Origin of the sequence: Rhizobium sp. NXC24 (genome assembly GCF_002944315.1) — a bacterium.
Lineage (GTDB): Bacteria > Pseudomonadota > Alphaproteobacteria > Rhizobiales > Rhizobiaceae > Rhizobium.
Genome location: NZ_CP024311.1, coordinates 3,401,946 through 3,427,801 on the forward strand (window position 1 = coordinate 3,401,946; position 25,856 = coordinate 3,427,801).

Here is a 25,856-nt window from a genome sequence, read left to right on the forward strand (position 1 = left end):
TTGCGCTTTAGGTTCTTGATTTTGCGCATGTCGTTATCGCAAAACCGCTGCACACTTTTGCGCGACATGCTTTAGGGAATTTAGGCGGCTGCGTCGCGCTCGACGTCGAGCACGCGAGCCGTCTGCGCCATCAGCCGCTTGCTGATCTCGGCTTCCGGCAGCGGTTTGCCGAAGAAATAGCCCTGCAGCTCGTCGCAACCGAAGTGCTCCAGGGCGGCCCCCTGCTCTTTCGTCTCGATGCCTTCCGCCGTCACGGGGATGTCGAGCGAACGCGCCAAAGCCACCGTTGCCTGCAGCATCTCGCGGGCGCGGCTGTCTTCCAGCACATCCATGGTCAGCGACCGGTCGATCTTGATGCGGTCGAAGCCGAATTGGCGGAGATAGCCGATCGACGAGAAGCCCGAGCCGAAATCGTCCAGCGCCACCTTGACCCCAAGCCGTTTCAGCCGCTCGATCGATTGGCGGGTGCGCTCGGGGTTCTGGATGATATAGCCTTCGGTGATTTCCAGCGTGACGCGTTCGGCTTCGATCTCCGTATGGTTCAGGACATGCCGAACATAGTCCGCGAAGGCGGGGTTGCGGAACTGTCCGGGTGAGACATTGACTGCAATCCGCAGATCCGGCCATTGCCGCGCCGTCTCGCAGGCTTTTCTTAGTACGAACAGCCCGAGTGCTTCGATCAAACCACTGGTTTCGGCGACAGGAATGAAGGCTTCAGGCGAAATCGGCCCGTGACCTGGCCTGTTCCAGCGTACCAACGCCTCGACGCCAGTGATCTCATGGCTCGTGGCGTCGACCAGCGGCTGGTAGGCGAGCGTCAGCTCTTCTTTTTCGATGGCATTGCGCAGATCCAGTTCCAGTGCATTGCGCTCCTCGCGATCGGCATCCATCGCCGTCTCATAGCAAGCCATACGGGCGCGTCCGGCTTCCTTGGCCTTGTACATGGCTAGGTCGGCGCGGCGCACCAGCTCCTCGCGGCCGATGCGGCCCTCCGGCGAGCTGGCAATGCCGATACTGGCGCCGACGACCACCACGCGGCGACCGATCTCCAGCGGCTCGGCAAAGAAATCCAGCACCTGCTCGGCAAGCCTGAGCGCCGGCGCATCGTTCAGTTCCTTGGTCGGAAAGGCGACGGCGAATTCATCGCCGCCGAGCCGCGCAAGAATCGCCTTCGGCGGGATAAGCACATTCAACCCGGCTGCGACGGCGCGGATCAACTGGTCGCCAGTGCCGTGGCCATAGGAGTCGTTGATTTCCTTGAAACCGTCGAGGTCGAGATAGAGCAACAGGACATTGCTGCCGTCGGCGCGGGCGCTCTCCACTAGTCGGTCGACATCGAGACGAAGACCCTCCCGATTGAGAAGGCCGCTGAGCCGGTCCCGCAGCGAGCCCTGCCGCGCCAGCGCCTCTTCCGCCCTGAGCCGGCGTCCTGCCAGAGACCCCAGAATCAGCAGCACCAAGAAGAACATGCCGACCAGGCCGAGTGCACCAACCACCAGCGGACGGGCCTGTTGATAGCTGACGTCACCAGGCCCGCGCGAGGTCCAGACCAGCCGCCCGAGCGGCTTGCCAAGCGGATCGACGATCGAAACGGCATAGCGCGCAATCGTATCCGGCGGGACCAGCTTGAGGCCGCTGATGACATAGGTATTGGAAAGCATCTTGATCTTGGCTGCATCGAGGTGCCGGACGAAGATCAAATAGCGGCGCTTGCCTTCCGGCACGGGGATTCGGCCGGATTTTTCGCGGATTGTCCCCACGCCAACGGCGGCGATGCCCTTATTGGTCATCACATAGCCGCTCGCCTCCGGAACGCTGGTCACCCGCGCCTTGCGCACCTGATCCACCAAGGCCCAGAGCGAGGGACCGAAGACATCCTCGATCCTGTCGGTCATCGGCTTGCCGTCCTGATAGGCAATAATCGGCTTGTTATTGTCGTCGACCACTAGCGCCATGTCGAACAGGGCGCCATCCGAGGACATCTCGCCGTAGTTGCCGGCGATCCAGTCCTGGTCGTTTTCATCGTAGACATTCCTGGCGGCGGTGTTGCGCGCAGCATAGTCATGCAGCGTGGCATCGAGCAGGCCTTCGAAGGTCTTCAGCGCACCGGCAGTGGTTTCCCAGGAGCGTTCGTCATCCAATTTGTTGGAATAGTCCGCGACGCGGCCGATCGCTGTCAGCACCATCAAGGTAACCACAGTGACCACCAAAGCGAACGAAAACAAAACGGCCGTCACGATGGAATGACGACCGATTTGCGTATTCCGCTGGATTGACTTGAAAACTGCACCCAACGCACTTCTCCTTGACTTTGGAGTGTGCCGTCAGGTCTTCAAGAAACGGTTAAAGCGAGCCTACGATTCTTGCAGGAAATGGTTGTATATTTATCGGTATCGCAGGCATTCATGCGGATGCGCGGATCGCCTGTGCAAAACGATCGAGGCTGGCTTGCAACGTGCCGTTCTGTTGCGCCTCCGCCAGGGTCGTCGCCTGCGCCTCATCGCTCTTGCCGGCGAGCGGCACACGCAGAAAAGCCTCCGGCACAATGCGGAGCGACATTGTCTTCAGCACCTCGGTCAGTTGTTCCAGCACAAGATCGCCTCGATGCGAGGCATGCGCAAACATCAGCGGCTTGAACGGCACTTCGTCGCGCGACACCAGCCAATCCAATGCGTTCTTGAATCCGCCGGGAATGCCATGGGCATATTCCGGGCAAGAGACGATCACCCCGTCTACATCGCGGATTTTCGCGGCAAAGGTTTCGACAATAGGAGGCGTCCTGTCGCCCTCATGATCGGGATTGAAGATCGGCAGGCTGCCGATCAAATCGCAGATTTCGATGGAAACGCCGTCTGGCGAAATCAGCCGCAGGGCTTCCAGCAACCGAAGGCTGGTCGAGGCCTGCCTTTGGCTGCCGCAGAGCGCGTAGAGGGAGAGCGGACGCTGGATCATGCCCAAGGCTTATCAGGTGCCAGCGATTCGGGCGACCTTCCCCCTCTTTCGGAAGGAGCCGAAAGGCGGCATCAAGCCGCCTTGTGGTTCCCCTTCGGGAACTGACCGGCGAGTTCACGGTACCACTTGCCGCTCTTCTTCACCGTCCGCACCTGCGTCTCGTAATCGACGTGCACGAGGCCGAAACGCATGCGATAGCCTTCCGCCCATTCGAAATTATCCATCAGGCTCCAGGCGAAATAACCGCGCATGGGATAACCGTCCTTGATCAGGTCGGCGACCACGCCGAGATGGTCGATGTAGTAATCGAGGCGCGGCTGGTCGTCGACTTCACCGTTGACGACCTCCATGTTGTAGCAGGCGCCGTTTTCGGTGATGTAGCATTCCGGCAATTCGTAGCGCTTGTAGAGGTCCTGCACGACATGCTTCAGGCCCGGCGCGTAGATTTCCCAGCCGATGTCGGTCTTCACGTCGCTTGCAGGCGGCGCTTCCTTCGTCCAGGGGAAATCGCCGCTCTTGGACACGTCATCGGCGACACGCATCGGCATGTAGTAGTTCAGGCCCCACCAGTCGAGCTTCTGGTTGATGATCTTCAGATCGCCATCCTCGACAACAGGCATGCGGTCGCTGAGTACCTCGACGAATTCCTTCGGGTACTGCCCCTTGAAGATCGGATCGAAGAAGGCACCGTTGTGGAACTGATGCGCGCGCTCGACGGCAGCCTGATCTTCGGCGCTATCGGAACCCGGAAGGATCGAGGCCGCATTCAGCACGATACCGACCGGCACCTTCGGCGCGACGGCCCGGATTGCCTCGACGCCGAGACCGTGCGCGAGGTTCATGGTGTGCATGGCATAAAGCGCGGCCTGCATGTTACGCTCGCCCGGCGCATGAACGCCATAGAGATGGCTGAGCCAGACAATGCACCAGGGTTCGTTGAAGGTGGCAACCGAATCCAGACGGTCGCCGAGGCGTGCCATGACGGTCTTGGCATAACGCTGATAGGCATAGGCCGTGGAACGTGCCGTCCAGCCGCCGTCGCCGGCGAGCGTCAGCGGCAGATCCCAGTGATAGAGCGTCGCGAAGGTCTTGATGCCACGCGCCTTACAGCCATCGACGAGACGATCGTAGAAATCGAGGCCGGCTTCGTTCACCGGGCCGGTGCCGTCCGGAATGATGCGCGGCCAGGCGATCGAGAAGCGATAGGCTTCGACGCCCATGTCCTTGATCAGATCGAGATCCTGTTCCAGCCGGTTGTAGTGATCGCAGGCGACATCGCCGTTGTGCCGCTGATAGACGCGGCCCGGCATGTTCGCGAAGGCATCCCAGATCGACGGCTTGCGGCCATCCGCCTTGGTGGCGCCTTCGATCTGGAAGGCGGCAGTGGCAACGCCGAACGTGAAATCGCCCGGGAAACGGGCAGCGAAGCTCTTTGGATCAATCATGACTAATCTCGTTTCTTTCAAACGGCGGGACGGCGGTTGATGCGATCGACCGCGCTCACGATATTGGGCCCGCGCGCGGTTTAAACCAACGAAAACGTCCTTGTACAGTCCTGAAATGACAAATCTGCAACGTTGCAGTTATAAGTCGAAAAGCATGGGACGGCGGACAACCCGCCGCCCTCTTACTCGCAGATCAAAGCTTGACCCAGGCACCGTTACGCTTCGAGGAAGCAACGCAGGCCTCGACGAAAGCCACACCCTTCACACCGTCATCGACGGTCGGGTAAACCACGGCCGGATCGACCGCCACGCCCTTCTTGCGGGCATTGATGGCGCGCGCAGCCTCGGTGTAGATCGTGGCGAAGGCTTCGAGATAGCCTTCCGGATGTCCCGATGGGATGCGCGAAACACGCGCCGCGGCCGCACCGGAGCCTGCGCCATTACGGGTGATCAGGCGCTTCGGCTCACCGAATGGCGTGTACCAGAGATAGTTGGGATCGGCCTGCGTCCATTCGAGGCCGCCCTTGGTGCCGTAGACGCGGACCTTCAGGCCGTTCTCATGACCCGGTGCCACCTGGCTGCACCACAGCATGCCCTTAGCCGGCTTCTCCGAACCCTTGGCTTTGAAGCGCAGCAATAGATGACCATTGTCGTCCAGACGGCGGCCTTCGACGAAACTGTCGAGATCGGCAGCGAGGCTATCGAGTTCCAGGCCGCTAACAAAAGAGGCGAGATTATAGGCATGCGTGCCGATATCGCCGGTCGAGCCACCCGCGCCGGACTGCGACGGATCGGTACGCCAGGCCGCCTGCTTCTGGCCCGACTGCTCGATGTTTTCCGTCAGCCAGTCCTGGGGATATTCCGCATGCACGATGCGGATATCGCCGAGCTCGCCATTGGCGATCATCTCGCGCGCCTGGCGAACCATCGGATAGCCGGTGTAGTTGTGCGTCAGGATGAACAGCGCGCCGCTCTCGTCAGCCACCTTCTTCAGCTTCTTGGCGTCGGCAAGATTGGAGGTCAGCGGCTTGTCGCAGATGACGTGGATGCCGCGCTTCAGGAATTCCTTGGCGGCATCATAGTGAACATGGTTCGGCGTGACGATCGAAACCGCTTCGATGCCGTTCTTCAGTTTGGCTTCGCGGATCGCCATCTCGCGATAGCTGGAATAGGTGCGGGACGGATCGAGACCGAGATCACGGCCCGAAGCGATAGCCTTGTCCGGCGAGGCAGACAGCGCGCCGGCGACGAGATCGAACTGGTCGTCAATGCGCGCGGCGATACGATGCACCGCACCGATAAAGGCGCCCGCGCCTCCGCCCACCATGCCAAGCCGAATGCGCGGCTCTCGCGTCTGCTCCGATGATCCTTCGATTGCCATATGGTCCTCCTGAATGAATTAGAATTCGCCCCTCGCGGGGGAAGATTTGGTGCCTGCTGTTCCAAACAACCCGCCTCGCCCTTCGAGGGCCCTGCGGGCCACCTCAGGGTGAGGCTGATCTTTTGCGCCGAAACCCGCGCTCCTCCATCCATTGATGCCACGGATGGCTCCTATGAAAATTCGCCAAAGCCCGCTCCACCTTCATCCTGAGGTGCGGAGCCTCCTGAGCCTTGCGAAGGAGTGAAGCCTCGAAGGACGAGGTGGCCTCCACCTTCCCCGCCCCTTCGACAAGCTCAGGACGGGGAGAAGGGACCTGGCTCTAAAGCCCCAGCATGCGCCGGTTGGCCGCCTGATCCGTGCCGCTGCCGGCAAAGTCGTCGAACGCCTTTTCGGTGACGCGGATGATGTGCGACTTGACGAATTCGGCACCTTCGCGTGCGCCGTCTTCCGGATGCTTGAGGCAGCATTCCCACTCGACCACGGCCCAGCCGTCGAAATCATTGGCGGTCAGCTTCGAGAAGATCGAGCCGAAATCGACTTGGCCATCGCCCGGTGAACGGAAGCGGCCAGCGCGGTTGACCCAGCTCTGATAGCCGCCATAGACGCCCTGACGTCCGGTCGGATTGAACTCCGCATCCTTGACGTGGAACATCTTGATGCGGTCCTTGTAGATGTCGAGGTGGTCGAGATAGTCGAGGCACTGCAGGACATAGTGCGATGGGTCGTAGAGCATGTTGGCACGCGGATGGTTGCCGACGCGTTCCAGGAACATCTCGAAGGTGACGCCGTCATGCAGGTCTTCACCGGGATGGATTTCGTAGGCGACATCGACGCCGCAGGAATCGGCATGGTCGAGGATCGGCGTCCAGCGGCGGGCGAGTTCGTCGAAGGCGGTTTCGACCAGCCCGGCCGGACGCTGCGGCCAGGGATAGAGGAACGGCCAGGCGAGCGCGCCGGAGAAGGTCGCATGCGCCTTGATGCCGAGATGCTTGGAAGCCGACAGCGCCATCTTCACCTGCTCGACCGCCCATTCCTGGCGAGCCTTGGGATTGCCCCGCACTTCCGGCGCTGCAAAGCCGTCGAAAGCCTCGTCATAGGCCGGATGCACGGCGACGAGCTGGCCCTGCAGATGGGTGGAGAGCTCGGTGACTTCGACACCGTTGGCGCGGGCGACGCCGGCGAATTCGTCGCAATAGTCCTTGGAGGAGGCCGCCTTCTTCAGGTCGATGAGCTGGCCTGCCCAGGTCGGCACCTGCACGCCGACATAGCCGGCGTCGGCAGCCCATTTCGTGATCGAATCCCACGAGTTGAACGGCGCCGCGTCACCGGCGAACTGGCCAAGAAACAGGCCTGGACCCTTGATCGTCTTCATGCGTAATTCCTCCCTAATTGCGTTCTGTAAACGTTTCCGATGCCTTTCCGGCCCATATCCGAGGCGGCCGGGACGCCGTAACCTCAAAAAACAATAGGGTCGTCAGGATGAAAGTCGAATGCCTTGCGACCTAATCATGGCCAGTCGCCGACGGCAAGAGGTACGTGCCGCAAAATTTCCTCGGGCCGCGAAACGAAGCGGCGGAACATTTAAAAAGCGCCCGCCGGAACCGGCGGGCGCCTCTGTCGGAATCCGTGCCGATCAGAACGGCGAGTCGGGGAAGTAGAAATCCTTGGCATTGTCCTTGGTGACCAAGGTCGCGTCCAGGATATAGTTGCCGCGAACCGGAACCTGATCGTAGAAGTTGGCGGCCGTCAGTTCCATGGCCGTCCCGACCATTGCCGGCGGATAGAGCACATCGACCGGGATCAGCTTGTCGCCGTCCATGACCTTCTTGACCATGTCCTTGGAACCAGCGCCGGCGATAATGTACTGGATGTCGGTACGCTTGGCCTGGTCGATCGCCTGCAGCACGCCGACAGCCATATCGTCATCCTGGCACCAGACGACATCGATCTTCGGGAACTTCGTCAGATAATCCTGCATGACCTTGAAGGCGTCGTCGCGGTTCCAGTTGCCGTACTGCCGGTCGAGAACCTTGACGTTGGAGCCGGCAATGCCCTTGTCGAAACCGTCCTGACGCTGCTGGTCGATCGGGATCGGCAGACCACGGATGACGACGACCTGAGCATTCGGTGTATTGGCCTTGATATACTCGCCCGCCGTCTGGCCGAGAGCAGGATTGTTGCCCGCAACATAGAGGTCGCGGACGGAATTGTCGTTGTTGCTCGGCGCGCGGTCGACGAGAGCAACGAACTTGCCCTTGTCCTTGACTTCCTTGATCGCATTGACCAGCGGATCTGGATCCGACGGCAGGATCACGAGAGCGTCGATGCCCTGAGTCTCAAGGTCCTGTACCGCATTTGCCTGGCTTGCGGCGTCGGGCGAGGTCTTGACAATGACATTCAGCCCCGGATGTTCGGCCATCAAGAGTTTGGCGACGCGTTCGGCATGGAAGACGACGCCGGAGGTCCAGCCATGGTCCGCCGCCGGAATGGAAACGCCGATGGTGACCTTTTTGTCCTCGGCATGAACCGCACTGGCCAGAGCCACCAGCGCGACGGCCAGACCAAATAGTCTTTTACGCATATTTCATCCTCCCAGATAGAAACAGGGCATTGTCCTAATGACCGGGCGCCCCTTAGACCCGGTTATTGCTGTTTGCGAGCAAGCGAGCGCTGGACGAGCATGGCGATGATGATGATCGCGCCCTGGATAGCGCTGAGCAAATACTCGCTGATGAAATTGGAAAGCAGCATGATGTTGCCGACCAGCTCGAGGATGAAGGCTCCGCAAACGGTACCCCATACCCTGCCCGCGCCGCCCTTCAGCGCCGTGCCGCCGACGACGACGGCCGTGATTGCCTGCAGCTCCCACAAGCTACCCGTCGTCGCCGATGTCGAACCAAGCCGCGGCACGTAGAGAAGCACGGCGATCGCCACACACAGGCCCTGGATGACGAAGGCGATGGTGCGCACGCGATTGACCGCCACGCCGGAATAACGCGCAACGTCGCGGCTGGAGCCGACGGCGATGACATGCCGCCCGTAACGGGTGCGATAAAGAATGAAGGCCGCGATGCAGGTAACGACAATGATGACGACGATCGGCACCGGCACACCGAGCACGGAGCCGTAATAAGCGGGCTTGTACAGCGCCTGCAGGTTCGCCGGGCGCAAGGTGATCGCGCCGCCCTGCGACAGCCAAGTCGTCAAGCCTCGGTAGACACCCATCGTGCCAAGCGTCGCAATGAACGGCTCAATCTTACCCATGGTCGTGATCAGACCATTGGCCAAGCCGCACAGGAGGCCGGCGACGATCGAGAACAACACGGCCGCCGCCAACATCAGGCCAGGATCGGCGATGACACCGGAGTTCATCAAGAGGATCATCAGGCTTGCGACGAAGGCGACCATAGCGCCAACGGACAGATCGAGATCGCCCGCCGAGATGACGAAGGTGGCACCGACCGCGATAATCGCAATATAGGCGCATCGCGTCGCGACATTGGTGAGATTGGTAATGCCGATGAAGTTCGGGTTGACCAGTGCGCCTACGATCAGAAGCAGCACCAGCGCTGCAAACGGTGCCACGGCCCTGAGATCGACATCACGCCAGGAACGCCCTCGCCGACCGGTCTTGCCGCTGCTGTCTTCGCCCACGCTCATAACCAAAACCAACCTCCCATCCCAATGACTGCTGGGAATTCGCCCTGCCTCTGCTGCCCGTTCAGGCAGCGGTCTTTTTCTTCAGGCCCGCCGCATAACGCATGATTTCCTGCTCGGAGATCTCGTCGCCTTCAAGCATGCCGACGATCCGGCCCTCGCGCATCACCGCGATCCGCGTGCACAGCCCGATGACCTCGGGCATTTCCGAGGAGACCACGATGATCGAATGGCCATCGCGGGCCAGTGCCGAAATGAAGTGATAGATCTGCTGCTTCGTGCCGACATCGATACCGCGTGTCGGCTCGTCGATGATGATGATCTGCGGGTCGGTTTCCATGACCTTGGCCAGAAGCAATTTCTGCTGATTGCCGCCGGACATGCGGCCGGCAACGATATTTCCGTCGCGAACCCGGATGTCGAAGCGCCGGCGCGCCCGCGTCAGCGCACTGGCCTCGCTGGAGGCGCTGAGATAACCGAACTTGCCGTGCCGATCCAAGGATTGGAGGGTCAGGTTGACGGCCATGCCGGAATTCAGAAGGAGACCCTTGGACTTCCGGTCCTTGGTCATATAGGCAAGCCCGGCATCGATGGCCGCATGCACGTCATGCGGCGGCACCGTTTGGCCATTGGCAACGACCTCACCGGCGGCGCGTGAGCGCAGGCCGACGATCGCTTCCATCAGCTCCGTCCGGCCCGAGCCGATCATACCGGAAAAGCCCAATATCTCGCCCTTGCGCAGCTCGAAGCTCGCATCGTGAACGTAGCCGGTCGAAAGCGAGCTGACACTGAGCACGACTTTCTCGTCGACATCCGGCTCGTTCTTGGCCGGATAGAGGCTGGAAAGCTCACGCCCGACCATCAACTGGGCAATCGATTCGCCGTCGAGCAGCGAGGTTTGCGATGTCTTCACCCACTGGCCGTCGCGCAGGACCGTGACGCGGTCCGTCAGCTCCATGACTTCGTCGAGCTTGTGCGACACGAACACGAAGCTTGTTCCCTGGTCCCTAAGCTTGCGCACCTGCTTGAACAGGAAGTTGGTCTCCTCCCGAGACAAGACGGCGGTCGGCTCGTCCATGAAGACGATCCTCGCATCCCGGCTGATCGCCTTGGCGATCTCCACCATCTGCTTGTCGGCGATGGAAAGCGTGCCGATCAGCGCATTCTCGTCGACATGCGAACCGAGGAGATCGAGGACACGCCGCGTTTCGGCGCGCATATATTTGCGATCAAGCACACCAAAACGCGTGACTTCGCGACCGAGAAACAGGCTTTCGGTCACAGTCAGATGTTCGGCTAGATTGAATTCCTGGTGGATGATGACAATGCCGAGCGCTTCGGCGCCACCGTTGGGCGGCAGCTTCACCGGCTCACCGTCAAGCAGGATCTCGCCGGAGCTTGGCTGCTCGAAACCGGAGAGGACTTTCACGAGCGTCGACTTGCCGGCGCCGTTCTCCCCCATGAGCGCATGGATTTCGCCGGCCCGAAGATCGAAATTGACGCTGAACAGCACCTGCACGCCGCTGAAGGACTTGGAAATTCGCCTCGCGGACAGCACCACCGCGCCGTCGACGGTCTCCGAACTCATTATTTCCTCCCTGTGGCCCCACACCACTTCCATGTTGTGTAAACCTTTACATACTCTGTGTAAAGGTTTACATCATTGCATGTCGCACAATTTTACGCGGTCGCCTTTGATCTCCGCGGAAGTCTGTGTAGTGTCCGGTCCGAGACGAGACCCAAGGCAGAGCGCAGTGTCTAATTCCACGCCCGCAACCATCGAAGACGTCGCCCGCATTGCCAATGTTTCGATCGCTACGGTCTCGCGGGCAATTCATATGCCTGAAAAGGTCGCGAACTCGACGCGGCTGAAGGTCAATCAGGCGATCGCGATCACCGGTTATACCACCAATGCCATGGCGCGCAGCCTGCGGCTCGGTCGATCGAACATGATCCTCGTCGTCGCACCCGATATCGGCGATCCTAATTTCTCCAACATTCTTATCGGGTTGGAAAATGAGGCGCGCTCGCACGGCTACGGCGTCCTGATCGGCCACACGCAGAACGATGCGCAACGCGGGCTGGAATATCTGAAGTTCCTGAATTCCAACCAGGCGGCGGGCTTGATCCTGTTCACCGGTATCCTGCCCTTCGGACACCAGACGATGACGGCGCGGCTTCCGCCGAGCGTCGGCGTCTTCGAGCCGGTCTTCAACGGCGGCATTCCCTATGTCGGCGTGGACGATATCGCCGGAGCGCGCAAGGCGGTCGACCTTCTGATTGCCGAGGGTCATCGCAAGATTGCATTCATCGGCGATTCGCGCACCCGCCTCGCCTATAGCCGGCGCCGCATGGGCTACGAGGCTGGACTGGATGCCGCCAACGTCAGTCCCGACCTTCGTATCGTATTCGAGGGCGACGGCACCATCGAGAGCGGCAGGCTGGCCGTCGAGCAGCTTTTCATGCGCGACACGCTGCCGACTGCCTTCATGTGTGTCAACGATCAGACGGCCATTGGCGTGATGATCGGGCTGAAAGCGCGCGGCTACGACATTCCCGGGGATTTTTCGGTGACCGGCTTCGACGATGTGCCGCAGGCCGTTTTCATGTCACCCTCGTTGACGACGATCCGGCAGCCGCGAACCGCCATCGGCAAGCATGCAATGTCGCTCCTGATTGAGCTGTTGTCGGACGGCCAGCCGGCTGAGACGGAAATCTTGCTGCGGCCGGATTTGGTGGTGCGCAACTCGGTCTCGGCGCCGTCCCGCGCCCGGCGATAAGGACATAGCCGTGCCGCTCGGCAGACTCGTCCTTTATGCCCGCGACGTGGACGCGACGATCAGCTTTTACGAGAAGCATTTTGGGTTCAAACCGCTGCGGCAGGACGGCGATCGAATTGTCGAGCTGCTGGCACCGGACGGCGGCGCCAATCTGATGATCCATCCGGCAGGAAAAGCACAGAAAATGGGCCAGGTGCTGGTAAAGCTGGTCTTCGACGTCGAGGATGTGGAAGCCTTTCGCGCCAAATGTGCCGGCAACGGACTTGAGTTCGGCCCCTTGCACCAGGCCGACGGCTATGCGTACGCCAACGCCAAGGACCCCTGCGGAAATTCCATATCCATTTCCAGCCGCGCCTTCCGGCGATAATCTGGGAGGCGATGAACCACCGCCTCCCGGTTTTGTCGATCAAACGTAACGATTGACGATGTTTTCCAGCAGTTCCTGCTTGCCGGACTTCGGCTGCGGATTGATGTCCTTGCTCTCGACCCATTGAGCGATCTGATCGAGCGAATATTCGCCGCGCAGCAGCTTCTGGCCTTCAGCCGAATCCCAACCGGCGTAACGGTCGGCGAGCGGCTTGGAGAGCGCCTTGTCCTCGATCATCTTGGCAGCGGCCTTGAGGCCACGGGCGCAGCAATCCATGCCGCCGATGTGACCGATGATCAGATCTTCCGGATCGAGCGACTGACGGCGCAGCTTGGCGTCGAAGTTGGTGCCGCCGGTCTTGAAGCCGCCGCCTGCCAGCACGTGGTAGTATGCGAGCGACATTTCCGGAACATTGTTCGGGAACTGGTCGGTGTCCCAACCGGACTGGTAGTCGTTGCGGTTCATGTCGATTGAGCCGAAGATGCCGAGCGCGTTGGCAAGCGCCAGTTCGTGCTCGAAGGAATGGCCGGCAAGGATCGCATGGCCCTGCTCGATGTTGACCTTCACTTCGTTTTCAAGGCCATTCTTCTTCAGGAAGCCGTAGACGGTCGCGACGTCGTAATCATACTGATGCTTGGTCGGCTCCTGCGGCTTCGGCTCGATCAGGATCGTGCCCTTGAAGCCGATCTTGTGCTTGTACTCGACCACAAGGTTGAGGAAGCGGCCCATCTGGTCCAGCTCACGCTTCAGGTCGGTGTTGAGAAGGGTTTCGTAGCCTTCGCGGCCGCCCCAGAGAACGTAGTTTTCACCGCCGAGTTTGTGCGTTGCGTCCATGCAGGTCTTCACGGTCGCAGCCGAGAAAGCAAAGACATCCGGATCCGGGTTGGTGGCGGCACCTGACATGAAGCGGCGGTTGGAGAACAGGTTCGCCGTGCCCCACAACAGCTTGACGCCCGTCTCGGCCTGCTTCTCGGCGAAGTAATCGACGATCTCGTTGAGGTTCCTGGTGTTCTCGGCGAAATTCTTGCCTTCCGGACGCACGTCGGCGTCATGGAAGCAGTAGTAGGGCGAGCCGAGCAGGGTGAAGAATTCGAAGGCGACGTCAGCCTTCAGCTTGGCCGCTTCCATCGTGTCCTGGAACCAGGGGCGCAGAAAGGTCTGGCCGCCGAAGGGGTCGCCGCCCGGCCAGGTGAAGGTGTGCCAGTAGGCAACGGCAAAACGCAGATGGTCTTCCATGCGCTTGCCAAGAACCACTTCATCCTTGTTGTAGTGGCGAAAGGCCAGCGGGTTGGTGCTCTCAGGCCCTTCGTACTTCACTTTCTTGATGTCACCAAAAAATCCGGTGCCCATAACTCATCTCCTTGGGTTTGGTATTCGATATTGTTTCGTCGCTGGTAGCGCGCCCTCATCCGACCCTTCGGGCCACCTTCTCCCTGCCGGGGAGAAGGTATGGGTGGCTGCAGCAAGCTCGATCTCACCCTCTCCCCTCGGGGAGAGGGCAGGGTGAGGAGTATTAGCCGGCGCTCAGCGACTTGATCGCCGGATAAAGCGCGCGGTAACGCTTGTAGGCATCCTCGTAAGCACCGCCCAGCGCTATGACCGGTTCGATCGTGCCGGCGGTTTCCGGCGGCGTGCAGACCGCGACCGGATCGGCGCCGGTTGCCGCGATCAGGCCGAGACGGGCAGCGCCAAAAGCGGCTCCGAAATCGCCGTCGGCCGGCAAATCGACGGGAACGCCGAGCGCCGTCGCGATCGAAGCCAGCCAGTAGCGCGAACGCGAGCCGCCGCCGATGGCGGTAACGCGGGCGATATCGGTTCCCGCCGAGCGCAGCGCTTCGAGATTGTCGCGAATGGCAAAGGTGACGCCTTCGAGCACCGCCTGGGTGAGGACGGCACGGCTGCTCTCATGGCCGAGACCGATGAAAGCACCACGGATGATCGCATCATTATGCGGGGTGCGTTCGCCGGAAAGATAGGGAAGGAAGGTGACGCCAGACGGTGCCTTCAGCGCATCCCCCAATTCGCTGGTCAGTTCGGCGGCGGATTTGCCGGTGACATTCGAATGCCAGTTCAACGCATCGGTCGCCGACAGGATGACGCCCATCTGATGCCATGTGTTCGGCAGCGCATGGCAGAAGGCATGAACGGCGCTTTCCGGCTTCGGCAGGTAGGAGCCGTTGGCAGCAAAGAGCACGCCGGAAGTACCGAGCGAGACAAAGGCGGCGCCATGGCTGACCGTGCCCATGCCGCAGGCCGAGGCGGCATTGTCCCCTGCCCCGCCGGCCACGACGACGTCGCCGGCGATACCCCACTTCGATGCCAGCTCGCCGCGCAGCTTGCCGGCGACTTCGGTGCCTTCCACCAGCGTCGGCATCTGCTTTTCATCAAGATTGGTAGCGGCGAGCAGCTCGGAAGACCACTTGCGCTTGCCGGTATCCAGCCAGGACGTGCCGGCGGAGTCGGACATTTCCGACATGTGCTCGCCCGTCAGCCACAGGCGCAGATAATCCTTCGGAAGCAGCACCCAGCGCACTTTGGCGAAAATGTCAGGCTCATGCTTGGCGACCCAGGCGAGCTTCGGCGCGGTGAAGCCGGGGAAAACGATATTGCCGGTCAAGGCGCGAAAGCGCGGATCGGCATCGAGGGCGGCGGCTTCCTGATAGCTGCGCGTGTCGTTCCAGAGGATGCAGGGACGCAGAACCTTGTCATCCGCATCGAGCAGCGTCGCGCCATGCATCTGGCCGGACAGACCGATGCCGCGCACGGCAGCCAGCTCCTTCGGGTGCGCTGCCTTCAGGCCAGCAACCGCCTCCTCGGTGGCACGAACCCAGTGCGCCGGCTCCTGTTCCGACCAGCCCGGATGCGGCCGCGACACGTCGAGCCCGCCATTGGCCGATCCGATGATCTTCTGGTTGCCGTCGATCAGCATCGCTTTGACGCCGGACGTTCCGAGATCAAGACCCAAATACATCAGATGTAACTCCCTATGCTCTGCCGCAGATTTTGATGATCAGGGCAGATTGTCCTTCAAGAAAATGTCGAGGCGGATGCGCTCCTGGCCGGCGATGACATCCTGGCCGTCCGCCGTCGCCTTCATGACGCGGATGGCACTGCGCACCTCATGGCCGGCGTCCTGGTTGAGAACGGCATCGATGGTGCCCTCCTGCAGCGCTGCGCGTGTATGTTCCGTCAATTCGTGGACGACGACCGTCAGCCCGCGCCCCTGCCCTGTCTCCTTCAGCGCCCTGAGCAGACCGCGATTGCCGGCGCCGAGACTATAGACGCCGATGATGCTGTTGCTGCCGGAAAGCGTTTCCGAGACGAGCGTGTTGGCGATTTCCGGATCGTCGCGGCCTTCCAGCACCGGCAGCAGGCGCAGTTGCGGAAATTCCTCCGCCATGACGGAGGAAAATCCTTCCAGACGCTCCCGATGGTCGCGCACCAACATGGAGCCGGCGAGAACGGTGACATCGCCTTTCTGCCCGCCGAGAAAACGGCCGAGCAGCCGGGCAGCCGTCCGGCCCGCAGCAATATTGTCGACGCCAGCATAGTGGTGCCGGGTGGAGTCGGTGAGATCGGAAACGAGCGTGACTACAGGAATTCGTGCCGCCACCAGTCGGTCGACGGCGGCGCGGACCTCCGGCGCATCGGTCGCCACCAAAGCCACGCCGGCGAGATTCAGTCCCTGCAGCGCGTCTAGCGCGGCAACCAGCGCCGGCGCGTCGAAGGCGGGCACCTCGACGATGCGAATCTCGGTGCGATCGAAGGTCGAGCGCATCATCGCCTGACGCACCTCGGCATAGAGCCCGTTCATGAAGGAATTGTCGCCGGTCGGCAGGATGAAGACGAGCGGATAGACGCGGCCCTTGGCAAGATTGGCTGCCGCCACGTCGCGGACATAGCCGATGTCGCGAATTGCCGCTTCCACCTTCTCGCGCGTCACGAGACGCACGCCCGGGCGCCGGTTCAGCACGCGATCCACGGTCGCGAGGCTGACGCCCGCAGCAGCGGCGATGTCGTAAACGGTGGGTCTCATCGGCTCCTCCTGGCGAAATCCTTTACTGCGATTTCTGATGTACGTAAATCAAAAACTTTTGAAACCTGAAATTCCCTGTCGACAAGCACAAAAGAAAAAAGGCCTCTCGATCAGAGAAGCCTTTCAATTACAGGAAGATAGGAAGGAAACGGTTAAGCCTAGTGGCCGCCGCCGCCCGCGCCTCTCGGTGGGGCGTTCGGCTTGCTCAGCATCAATACGCCAAAAATCATCGCAAGGAACAATACGGTCAACATCAGGAAGACATCGCCGAAGGACATGATGACCGCCTGCTGCTCCGCCATGTTGACCAACTGCCGCAACGCTGCCTGCGGGCCATCCAGACCGTTAGCGGTGAAATTGGCGGTCATATTATTGAGCTTATCGACGGCGGCGGGGCTACCCCAATGAACATGATCGCGCAGATGCATGTAATGGGCGTCCTGACGGGTGCTAAGCACCGTATTGATGATGGCGAGCCCGACGGCGCCGCCGAGATTGCGGGTCAGGTTAAACAGCCCGGAAGCACCGCGCATGCGGGCGGGAGGCATCGTTCCGAGCGCGATGTTATTGATCGGCACCATGCACAACATCAGCCCGAAACCGCGAAGAATCTGCGGGATGAAGAGCTCCCAGAAATCCCAGTCCGTCGTCAAGCCCGTCATGATCCACGTGCCGGTCGCGAAACTGCAGAAGCCGATGATCATCATGAGCCGAAGATCCATCTTGCCGGAAAGAATACCGGCGAGAGGCGCAGTGAAGAACATCGCCAGGCCAGAGACGAACATCGTTTCGCCGATCATCAGCGAATCATACCCACGGATACGGCTGAGATAGACCGGATAGATATAGGTCAGACCATAAAGCCCGATGCCCATGACGAAGGAGAACATCGAACCAAACGCGAAGTTCTTATTGCCGAAGGCCTTCAGATCGACGACAGGAAAATCGACAGTGAAGGCCCGGTAAAAGAAGATGAGCGCGCCGATCGCCGAAGCAATCGCGGCAATCACGATATAGTCGTCGTTGAACCAGTCGTTGGTGTTGCCTTCTTCAAGCACATATTCCAGCGCGCCGAGAAACAGCGCCATGGAGAACAATCCCCACCAGTCGAATTTCTTCATCAACGACAGCTCTGGCTTATCGAAGTCGATGAAATTCCAGGTGACAATGGTGACGATGATGCCAGGCCCAATGTTGACGAGGAACAGCCAGTGCCAGGAAAATGCGTGGCTGAGATAGCCACCGACCGTCGGGCCGATGGTCGGCGCAAGTGTTGCGATCAAACCGATAATCGGCGACACGATGTTGCGCTTTGACGGCGGGAAAATGGTGAAGGCCGCCGCGAAAACCGACGGGATCATGCCGCCGCCGATAAAGCCCTGCAGCGCACGATAGACGATCATCTGATCGATGTTCGTCGCCGTCGCACAAAGACCGCTGGCAATGGTGAAGCCGGCAGCGGAAGCCGCGAAAAGATATCGTGTCGAGATGATGCGGGCCAGCGTTCCCGAAAGCGGGATCATGATGACTTCAGCGATCAGATAGGCTGTCTGGACCCACGGAATTTCATCCGAGCCGGCGCTAAGGCCGGCCTGGATTTCGCTGAGGGAGGCGGAAACGACCTGAATGTCGAGGATCGACATGAACATGCCGAGCACCATCGCAAAGAAAGCGATGAGTTTGCGGGGGTCCATGTGGTCCGCCGCTGGGACGACGGGACCGGCTGTCGAACCTACGGTCGCTGCTGTCGAGGCCATCGGCGCTCTCCGAACTTAGTTGCTGGCCACCCGATCAGGCGCAGTGCGCGTATCGACATCGACGACGACACTCAGACCAGCGCGCAGACGACCGCTGTCGAGCGCGTCCTGCGGCAGTGCGATACGAACCGGCACGCGCTGGACCACCTTGGTGAAATTGCCCGTCGCATTTTCCGGCGGCAACAGCGAGAAGACCGAACCAGAGGCCGGTGAGATCGACGTTACCGTACCGACGATCGGATGATCGCTATAGGCATCGACATGGACGTTCACCTTGGAACCGGCAACCAGATGCTGGATCTGCGTTTCCTTGAAGTTGGCGTCGATATAGAGCTGGCGGGTCGGAACCAGTGCCATCAGCTTCTGGCCAGGCGAAACGAGATCGCCTTCCTGAACCGAACGATTGCCGACAATGCCGTCATAAGGCGCCTTCAACACTGTAAAGGAGAGATCGCGGGCGGCCTTGTCGCGAGCGGCCTCCAGGCCCTTGATCGTGCTTTCGGCCTGGCGACGCTGCGCCTGCAGCAGGTTGATATTGGCCTGAGCCGACGCGATGGCGGCATCGCCGCCGACGAGATTGGCCTTGGCCTGGTCGAGAGCGATATTGGCGCTGTCCAGCGACGCAGTGGTGCCGACGGACTTCGACTGAAGTTCGGCAGCGCGTGTCTGGGTGATCTGCGCGCCGCGTACCGTCGCTTCCAGAGCAACCTTTTGAGCCTGCGACTGGGCAAGAGCAGCCTGGCCGGCGGCGATCTGCGCATCGATGGTGTGCAGTGAAAGCTGCTCGGTATCGAGCGATGCCTGGGCCTGTTCAAGCGCCAGCTTGTAGTCGCCGTCGTCGAGCGTGGCGAGCACATCGCCCGCCTTGACCTGCTGGTTAGCGACGACGTTCACCTTGGCGACATAGCCCGTCACTTTCGGCTGGATGGTCGCGATGTCACCTTCGATATAGGCGTCATCGGTCGACACCAGGAAGCGGCCGTTCGTCCACCAGTCATAGCCGTACCAACCGCCGCCAACGAGCACCAGAACGGCGATGATGGGCAGTGCCAGGCTGCGCCGCTTCTTCTCGGTCGGCGGTGGGGCCGCTTGGACCGGGTGAGCAGGCGCAGCCTGGGCGGGGGGCGGGCTGTTAGGCTTTTCCGTGGCAGGAGCCTCAGCGGTTGCACCGGCATTCCGTGCTTCCACTTCGACGTCAGCGGAATCATCAACGATGCGCGCTACATTGTTACTATGACTTGACGACATTGCCCTACCACCGGAAATCTGACTAAATAATCGAACCGTACGGTTCAGTTCAGTTGACATAGATCGTTTTTCATTCCATATCAAGTCATATCGAACCACCCGGTTCGATTTAATTAACGAATCTGATTAAGATTCTGAAAAAGTGATCGCGAAGGAGACGATGAAACACGAACCGCAAAATACCGCCGTCTTGAACGCACCCGCATCCGGGGGGCGTTGGGCCGCTGGAGAAGACCCAGTCAAGCGCCAGCAAATTTTGGATGGCGCCAAGCGTGTCTTCATGAAAATGGGGTTCGATGCCGCGAGCATGAACGACGTCACGCGCGAAGCAGGCGTCTCCAAGGGCACGCTCTACGTCTATTTCGCCAACAAGGAAGATTTGTTCGCTGCCATGGTGGACAGCGAACGTGCGCATTTCGTCGAGACCGTGCGCACAGCGCTTGCCGACGATACCGACGTCGCCACCAATCTCTATGAATTCGGCATGGTGTTCGTCACCCACGTCACATCGGACAAGACCATCAGCGCCATGCGCACCATCATCGGTGTGCGCGAACGCATGCCCTCCCTCTGTCAACGCTTCTTCACCGGCCCGGAAAACCTGCGCACTGTTCTGCGCGGTTTCCTCGAACGTCAGGTTGCGGCCGGTCATCTCCGCATCGAGGACTTCGATATGGCAGCCCGTCATTTCCTCGACATGGCCAGCGGCAGCTACTTCAAGCTGAGACTGTTCGGCGACATGGATTTCCCGCCCTCGAAAGAGGAGATCGACTATGTTGTGCGCGGCGCCGTTCGCGTTTTCATGGCTGCTTATGGTATCAATCGGAAAGATCAGGCCTGACCGCCTGCCGATAGCCAGCGGATATCTGACCCCAATCCCGCAATCGCGATCAAACCCGATAGCCGGTCGGCGCCTAACAATGGGCGGGCAACCAGGGAATCGAACATGAGCGCGATCGGAAGAGCGATATGGTTCATCGAAAGCCATTTCTCGTCGGACATCTCGCTGGACGAAATTGCCGATACGGCCGGCCTGTCGCGCTATCATCTGTCGCGCGTCTTCGGGCTCACCACCGGCCATTCGATCAGCGGGTACATCAGGGGCCGACGCCTTAGCGGGGCGGCTCTTGCGCTGATCAACAGCTCATCGACCATTCTCGAGGTTGCCCTCGATGCGGGCTACGGCTCGCATGAGGCTTTCACCCGTGCCTTCCGCGAGCAATTCGGCATGACGCCGGACAGCTTGCGCAAACAGGGGCACGCCCGAAACCTTGTTTTGCTGGAGCCTATCAGAATGGACGACACCCGCCTTCCCAAACTCGACGCGCCGCGTTTCGAGACCCTCCCCGCAATGCTGTTCGCCGGCCTTGCGGAAACCTATGCCTATGAAGCCACGCAAGGGATTCCCTCGCTTTGGCAGAAATTCAACCAGCATTTCGGCCATATTCCCGGCCAGGTCGGCAATGTCGCCTATGGCGTCTGCATCCTCGCCGAAGACGAGAGCGAAACCTTCCGCTATATCGCCGCCGCCGAGGTTAGCGCGGTCGACGATCTGCCGGAGGGTTTTACGACCTTGAAACTGCCGCAGCAGCGCTATGCCGTCTTTACCCATCGCGGCCATATTTCCGGCATCTCCGCCACCGTGCATCAGATCTTCGGTGACTGGCTGCCGCAATCCGGCCAGGAGCACGCCGGCGTGCCCGACACGATGGAGCGTTACGACGACCGTTTCGATCCCCGCACCGGCACCGGCGTAACGGAGATCTGGATTCCTCTCAAGGCATAGAAATATGCGCGCGTGCCGCGAAAATAGTCGTGGCGCTTGCACCTGCGATTTCGCTCCTTACATAAGCGACCATCATTGAGGAGCCGGAGCTGGGGGTCAGCGTCGGCAGACGCTGACCAGAGGAAAATCATCAATGGACATTGTTGGCTTGGTGCAGGATCCGAGCGCATGGATCGCGCTTGTCACGCTCGTCGTCATGGAGGTGGTCCTCGGTATCGACAACCTCATCTTCATCTCGATCCTGACCAACAAGCTGCCGGTCGAGCACCGGGAAAAAGCACGCAAGATCGGCATCGGCCTTGCCTTGGTCATGCGCCTTGCCCTGCTCGGCACCGTCGCCTGGATCGTGCAATTGACGGAACCGGTCTTCGAAGTCTTCGGCCAGGGCTTCTCCTGGAAGGATATGATCCTGATCGGCGGTGGCCTGTTCCTGGTCTGGAAGGCGACCAAGGAAATCCATCACAATGTCGATCCGCTGGAACATGGCGAGGATTTCATCGCCAAATCCACGACGACCGGCTTTGCCTCGGCCATCGGCCAGATTCTGCTGCTCGATCTCGTCTTTTCGATCGACAGCATCATCACCGCCGTCGGCATGACGCCGCATCTGCCGATCATGTTCATCGCCGTCATCGCCGCAGTCACCGTCATGCTGGTGGCCGCAACGCCGCTTGCCAACTTCATCGAGAAGAACCCGACCATCGTCATGCTGGCGCTGGCCTTCCTGCTGATGATCGGCACGACGCTGATTGCCGAAGGCATGGGCTTCCATGTTCCCAAGGGCTACGTCTACGCCGCAATGGCCTTCTCCGCTGCGGTCGAGGTGCTGAACATGCTGGCCCGGAACCGGCGGAAAAGAGCTGCCGGCGGGCACTGAAACCATCGGCCATGACTATATGTAGGCCCGCCTGTCGCCGGCGGGCTTTGCGTCGGCGGAACTTTGCAGCGAAACCTGCATTGATTCATCTCGGCGATATGTATCGGCAAAAGCTGGCGTCACGATCCGGCCTTGGATCCTTGGCAACAATATCATCGGAGCGGCATGTCCACTCAGCAAGCACTTGCATTTGGTGTTATTGCCCTGATGATGGCCGCCTTCATCTGGGGTAGGATCCGCTACGATATTGTAGCGTGCTCGGTACTCGTTCTCGCTGTAGCGCTGGGCCTCGTCCCTGCCGAGAATGCTTTTTCCGGCTTCAGTGATGATATCGTCATCATCGTCGGCAGCGCGCTAGTGGTGAGCGCCGGTGTCGCCCGATCAGGCATAATCGATTCTGCCATACGGCGCTTCTTTCCGAAGCTTGAATCCCCCCATACGCAGCTCGCACTGCTGACGATCGTGGTTGCGGTGCTGTCGGCTTTCATCAAGAACATCGGCGCTTTGGCGATCATGATGCCGGTTGCCTTTCAGTTTTCGAAAAAGACGGGCGTTTCACCCTCGCGCTATCTGATGCCGATGAGCTTCGCCGCGCTTCTGGGCGGCCTGATGACGCAAATCGGCACCTCGCCGAACATCGTGGTGTCGCGGCTGCGGCAGGAGATCAGCGGAACGCCCTTCTCCATGTTCGACTTCACGCCTGTCGGCGCACTCCTGACCTTGGTCGGTGTTCTCTTCCTGATTTTCTTCCATCGCCTCGTACCTGAACGCAGCCACAAGAATCCCTCGCTGGAAGACGCACTGGACATTGAAGCCTATTTTTCCGAGGCGTCGGTCCCCGAAGGCTCGGGTGCCGTTGGCAAACCTCTGCACGAAGTTCTTCGCAACGGTGATGGAGAAGTTGTGGCAACCGCGATCCTGCGCGGCGATCTACGCCTTTCACCGGTTCCCGACGTCATGCTCCAGGCCGGGGACACTATCCTGCTGGAGGGCGGCCCAAAGGCTCTGGACCTAGTCGTTTCCGGCGCCAGCCTGAAGCTTTCCGGCAAGCCGATGGCCGAGGTGCATAAGGAGGACGGCGACATCATCGCGGTCGAGGCTGTCATCGCGCAGGATTCCAGCCTGGTCGGCGTATCGGCCCGCGATCTTTCGCTGTTTCACACCCGCGGTATCAACCTGCTGGCGGTCAGCCGCAAGGGTGAGCGCCTCGGCGAAAGGCTCGCTGGCATTTCGTTGCAGGCAGGCGATGTCGTGGTCTTGCAGGGCAGCCGCAACGCCATGCCGGCCTTCCTGCAGGAAAATGGCTGCCTGCCGCTGGCCAAACGGGAGATCATGCTCGGGACGAGGCGGCGTGCCTACATACCGCTTCTGATCCTCGTCGCAGCCATGGGGACGACCGCCACCGGCCTGGCGCCTGTATCGGTTGGCTTCTTTGCCGCCGCTCTCGCCATGTTGCTTTTTCGGGTCATTCCATTGGCCGACGTCTACAAAGCCGTCGACGGGCCAATCCTCGTGATGCTTGCAGCATTGATCCCGGTCTCGGATACGCTTCGCACAACTGGTGGCAGCGAGCTGATTGCCCACTGGCTCGGGCACTTCGCCACTCAGTTGCCACCCTATGGCGCGCTTGCACTGATCCTGGTCACTGCCATGGCGGTAACACCTTTCCTCAACAACGCCGCCACGGTGCTCGTCATGGCGCCAATCACCATCAGCTTTGCGCAGACGTTGGGTTACCGCCCCGAGGCGTTTCTGATGGCGGTGGCGGTCGGCGCCGGCTGCGATTTCCTGACGCCTATCGGTCATCAGTGCAACACCCTCGTGATGGGACCCGGCGGCTACAAATTCAGCGATTATCCACGTCTCGGGCTGCCATTATCGTTCATCATTATCATCGTGAGCGTGCCAGCCCTGCTTTATGTCTGGCCGGTGAGCTGAGCAGTTTCCCTTGACGTTATCCGTTGAATATGGCCTAAGCCTGCCAAACGGAAAACGCGGGATTGAAGCGGCAAGGCGCCCTTTTCCGGCCGGTTTCCTGATCCAGATAAACATCCCCAGCCGGGCAGCGCTTATCCCAAGCAGCGGCCTGGCTTTTTCTGACGGGCAAACAAGATGACAACATCAGGCGTTCGCGTCCGCATCGCACCCTCCCCGACCGGCGAGCCGCATGTCGGCACAGCCTACATTGCGCTGTTCAATTATCTCTTCGCCAAAAAGCATGGCGGCGAGTTCATCCTGCGCATCGAAGACACCGACGCGACGCGCTCGACCCCGGAATTCGAGACCAAGGTGCTCGATGCGCTGAAATGGTGCGGCCTGAAGTGGTCCGAAGGCCCCGATATCGGTGGTCCCTACGGCCCTTATCGCCAGAGCGACCGCAAGGACATTTACAAGCCCTTCGTCGAGAAGATCGTCGATGCCGGCCACGGCTTCCGCTGCTTCTGCACGCCCGAGCGCCTCGAAAAGATGCGCGAAGCCCAGCGCGCCGCCGGGCTGCCGCCGAAGTATGACGGGCACTGTTTGAACCTGACGGCCGAGGAAGTCTCCACGCGCGTTGCCGCCGGCGAGCCGCATGTCGTACGCATGAAGATCCCGACCGAAGGTTCCTGCAAATTCCATGACGGCGTCTATGGCGATGTCGAAATCCCGTGGGACGCAGTCGACATGCAGGTCCTTCTCAAGGCCGACGGCATGCCGACCTACCATATGGCCAACGTCGTCGACGACCATCTGATGAGGATCACCCATGTGGCGCGCGGCGAGGAATGGCTCGCCTCGGTGCCGAAGCATATTCTGATCTACCAGTATCTCGGCCTCGAACCGCCGCAGTTCATGCACCTGTCGCTGATGCGCAATGCCGACAAGTCGAAGCTGTCGAAGCGCAAGAACCCGACGTCGATCTCCTATTACACCGCACTCGGCTATATTCCCGAGGCGCTGATGAACTTCCTCGGCCTGTTCTTCATCCAGATCGCCGAGGGCGAAGAACTGCTGACCATGGACGAGCTTGCCGAAAAGTTCGATCCGGAAAACCTCTCCAAGGCCGGCGCGATCTTCGATATCCAGAAGCTCGACTGGCTGAACGGCCGCTGGATTCGCGAGAAGCTGTCGGAGGAGGAGTTCCAACATCGGGTGCTCACCTGGGCCATGGAAAACAGCCGCCTGAGGGAAGGCCTGAAGCTGTCGCAGTCGCGCATCTCCAAGCTCGGCGAACTGCCCGACCTAACCGGTTTCCTGTTCAAGTCCGACCTCAACCTCGATCCCTCGGCTTTTGCCAAGATCAAGTCGACGCCGGAAGAGCTGCTGGAAATCCTGAACACGGTACAGCCCGATCTCGAAAAGATCCTCGAATGGAATGTCGAGACGATCGAAGCCGAACTGCGCGCCATTGCCGACCGCATGGGCAAGAAGCTGAAGGTGGTGGTCGCTCCCCTCTTCGTCGCCGTATCGGGCTCGTCGCGCTCGCTGCCGCTTTTCGACAGCATGGCGATCCTCGGCCGCTCCGTCGTGCGTCAGCGGCTGAAACTTGCCGCCCAGACCGTTGCGACCCTCGTCGGCCCGAAGAACTGA

20 protein-coding genes are annotated in these 25,856 nt (G+C 60.4%); 7 read left to right on the forward strand and 13 right to left on the reverse strand.

What is annotated here, in order from left to right; genetic code table 11:
* Positions 1-80 precede the first annotated feature (80 nt).
* The 8 genes from NXC24_RS16735 to NXC24_RS16770 all read right to left on the reverse strand — a co-directional run bounded on the left by NXC24_RS16735 (position 81) and on the right by NXC24_RS16770 (position 11,023).
* The gene (locus tag NXC24_RS16735) at positions 81-2,294 is read right to left on the reverse strand and encodes a bifunctional diguanylate cyclase/phosphodiesterase (protein WP_104824318.1); all 2,214 of its coding nucleotides are present in this window, start codon (positions 2,292-2,294) and stop codon (positions 81-83) included.
* Between the two features lie 109 nt (positions 2,295-2,403).
* Positions 2,404-2,949, reverse strand: a complete 546-nt coding sequence (locus NXC24_RS16740; protein ID WP_104825214.1) for an NADPH-dependent FMN reductase — start codon at positions 2,947-2,949, stop codon at positions 2,404-2,406.
* 74 nt (positions 2,950-3,023) lie between these two features.
* Positions 3,024-4,397, reverse strand: coding sequence for a GH1 family beta-glucosidase (locus NXC24_RS16745; protein WP_104824319.1), 1,374 nt, complete (start codon positions 4,395-4,397; stop codon positions 3,024-3,026).
* A gap of 193 nt (positions 4,398-4,590) precedes the next feature.
* Positions 4,591-5,778, reverse strand: a complete 1,188-nt coding sequence (locus NXC24_RS16750) for a Gfo/Idh/MocA family oxidoreductase (protein WP_104824320.1) — start codon at positions 5,776-5,778, stop codon at positions 4,591-4,593.
* A gap of 319 nt (positions 5,779-6,097) precedes the next feature.
* Positions 6,098-7,150, reverse strand: a complete 1,053-nt coding sequence (locus NXC24_RS16755) for a sugar phosphate isomerase/epimerase (protein ID WP_104824321.1) — start codon at positions 7,148-7,150, stop codon at positions 6,098-6,100.
* 261 nt (positions 7,151-7,411) lie between these two features.
* A complete protein-coding gene (locus NXC24_RS16760; RefSeq protein WP_104824322.1) occupies positions 7,412-8,359 on the reverse strand; it encodes a substrate-binding domain-containing protein in 948 nt (315 codons plus the stop codon).
* Between the two features lie 62 nt (positions 8,360-8,421).
* Complete coding sequence (locus tag NXC24_RS16765; RefSeq protein ID WP_104824323.1) at positions 8,422-9,438, reverse strand: ABC transporter permease; 1,017 nt, start codon at positions 9,436-9,438, stop codon at positions 8,422-8,424.
* A gap of 61 nt (positions 9,439-9,499) precedes the next feature.
* Positions 9,500-11,023 carry a sugar ABC transporter ATP-binding protein gene (locus tag NXC24_RS16770; RefSeq protein WP_104824324.1) on the reverse strand — a complete coding sequence of 508 codons (1,524 nt, stop codon included), beginning with the start codon at positions 11,021-11,023 and terminating at the stop codon, positions 9,500-9,502.
* Positions 11,024-11,189: 166 nt separating this feature from the next.
* Between NXC24_RS16770 and NXC24_RS16775 the strand changes: the two genes are divergently transcribed.
* Both NXC24_RS16775 and NXC24_RS16780 read left to right on the forward strand, forming a co-directional pair.
* Positions 11,190-12,215, forward strand: a complete 1,026-nt coding sequence (locus tag NXC24_RS16775) for a LacI family DNA-binding transcriptional regulator (protein ID WP_104824325.1) — start codon at positions 11,190-11,192, stop codon at positions 12,213-12,215.
* A 10-nt stretch (positions 12,216-12,225) separates the two neighbouring features.
* Entirely contained in the window at positions 12,226-12,582 is a 357-nt protein-coding gene (locus NXC24_RS16780; protein ID WP_104824326.1) for a VOC family protein, read from the forward strand.
* A 39-nt stretch (positions 12,583-12,621) separates the two neighbouring features.
* Here NXC24_RS16780 and xylA read toward each other — a convergent pair whose 3' ends face one another.
* The 5 genes from xylA to NXC24_RS16805 all read right to left on the reverse strand — a co-directional run bounded on the left by xylA (position 12,622) and on the right by NXC24_RS16805 (position 19,623).
* Positions 12,622-13,932, reverse strand: a complete 1,311-nt coding sequence (gene xylA, locus NXC24_RS16785; protein WP_104824327.1) for a xylose isomerase — start codon at positions 13,930-13,932, stop codon at positions 12,622-12,624.
* 163 nt (positions 13,933-14,095) lie between these two features.
* Positions 14,096-15,553, reverse strand: coding sequence for a xylulokinase (gene xylB, locus NXC24_RS16790; RefSeq protein ID WP_104824328.1), 1,458 nt, complete (start codon positions 15,551-15,553; stop codon positions 14,096-14,098).
* Between the two features lie 39 nt (positions 15,554-15,592).
* Positions 15,593-16,618 (reverse strand): LacI family DNA-binding transcriptional regulator, encoded by a 1,026-nt coding sequence (locus NXC24_RS16795; RefSeq protein WP_104824329.1) that lies wholly within the window; start codon positions 16,616-16,618, stop codon positions 15,593-15,595.
* Between the two features lie 158 nt (positions 16,619-16,776).
* Positions 16,777-18,312 (reverse strand): DHA2 family efflux MFS transporter permease subunit, encoded by a 1,536-nt coding sequence (locus tag NXC24_RS16800; RefSeq protein WP_245463993.1) that lies wholly within the window; start codon positions 18,310-18,312, stop codon positions 16,777-16,779.
* Positions 18,313-18,390: 78 nt separating this feature from the next.
* Positions 18,391-19,623 (reverse strand): HlyD family secretion protein, encoded by a 1,233-nt coding sequence (locus NXC24_RS16805; protein ID WP_104824331.1) that lies wholly within the window; start codon positions 19,621-19,623, stop codon positions 18,391-18,393.
* A gap of 160 nt (positions 19,624-19,783) precedes the next feature.
* On the opposite strand from NXC24_RS16805, the gene NXC24_RS16810 reads away from it, so the two are divergent.
* From NXC24_RS16810 to gltX, 5 genes are all read left to right on the forward strand, one after another.
* Positions 19,784-20,464 carry a TetR/AcrR family transcriptional regulator gene (locus tag NXC24_RS16810; protein ID WP_104824332.1) on the forward strand — a complete coding sequence of 227 codons (681 nt, stop codon included), beginning with the start codon at positions 19,784-19,786 and terminating at the stop codon, positions 20,462-20,464.
* Between the two features lie 105 nt (positions 20,465-20,569).
* Complete coding sequence (locus NXC24_RS16815; protein WP_104824333.1) at positions 20,570-21,409, forward strand: GyrI-like domain-containing protein; 840 nt, start codon at positions 20,570-20,572, stop codon at positions 21,407-21,409.
* A gap of 133 nt (positions 21,410-21,542) precedes the next feature.
* A complete protein-coding gene (locus tag NXC24_RS16820; protein WP_104824334.1) occupies positions 21,543-22,286 on the forward strand; it encodes a TerC family protein in 744 nt (247 codons plus the stop codon).
* A 165-nt stretch (positions 22,287-22,451) separates the two neighbouring features.
* Positions 22,452-24,224 carry an SLC13 family permease gene (locus tag NXC24_RS16825; RefSeq protein ID WP_104824335.1) on the forward strand — a complete coding sequence of 591 codons (1,773 nt, stop codon included), beginning with the start codon at positions 22,452-22,454 and terminating at the stop codon, positions 24,222-24,224.
* 174 nt (positions 24,225-24,398) lie between these two features.
* Entirely contained in the window at positions 24,399-25,856 is a 1,458-nt protein-coding gene (gene gltX / locus NXC24_RS16830) for a glutamate--tRNA ligase (protein ID WP_104824336.1), read from the forward strand.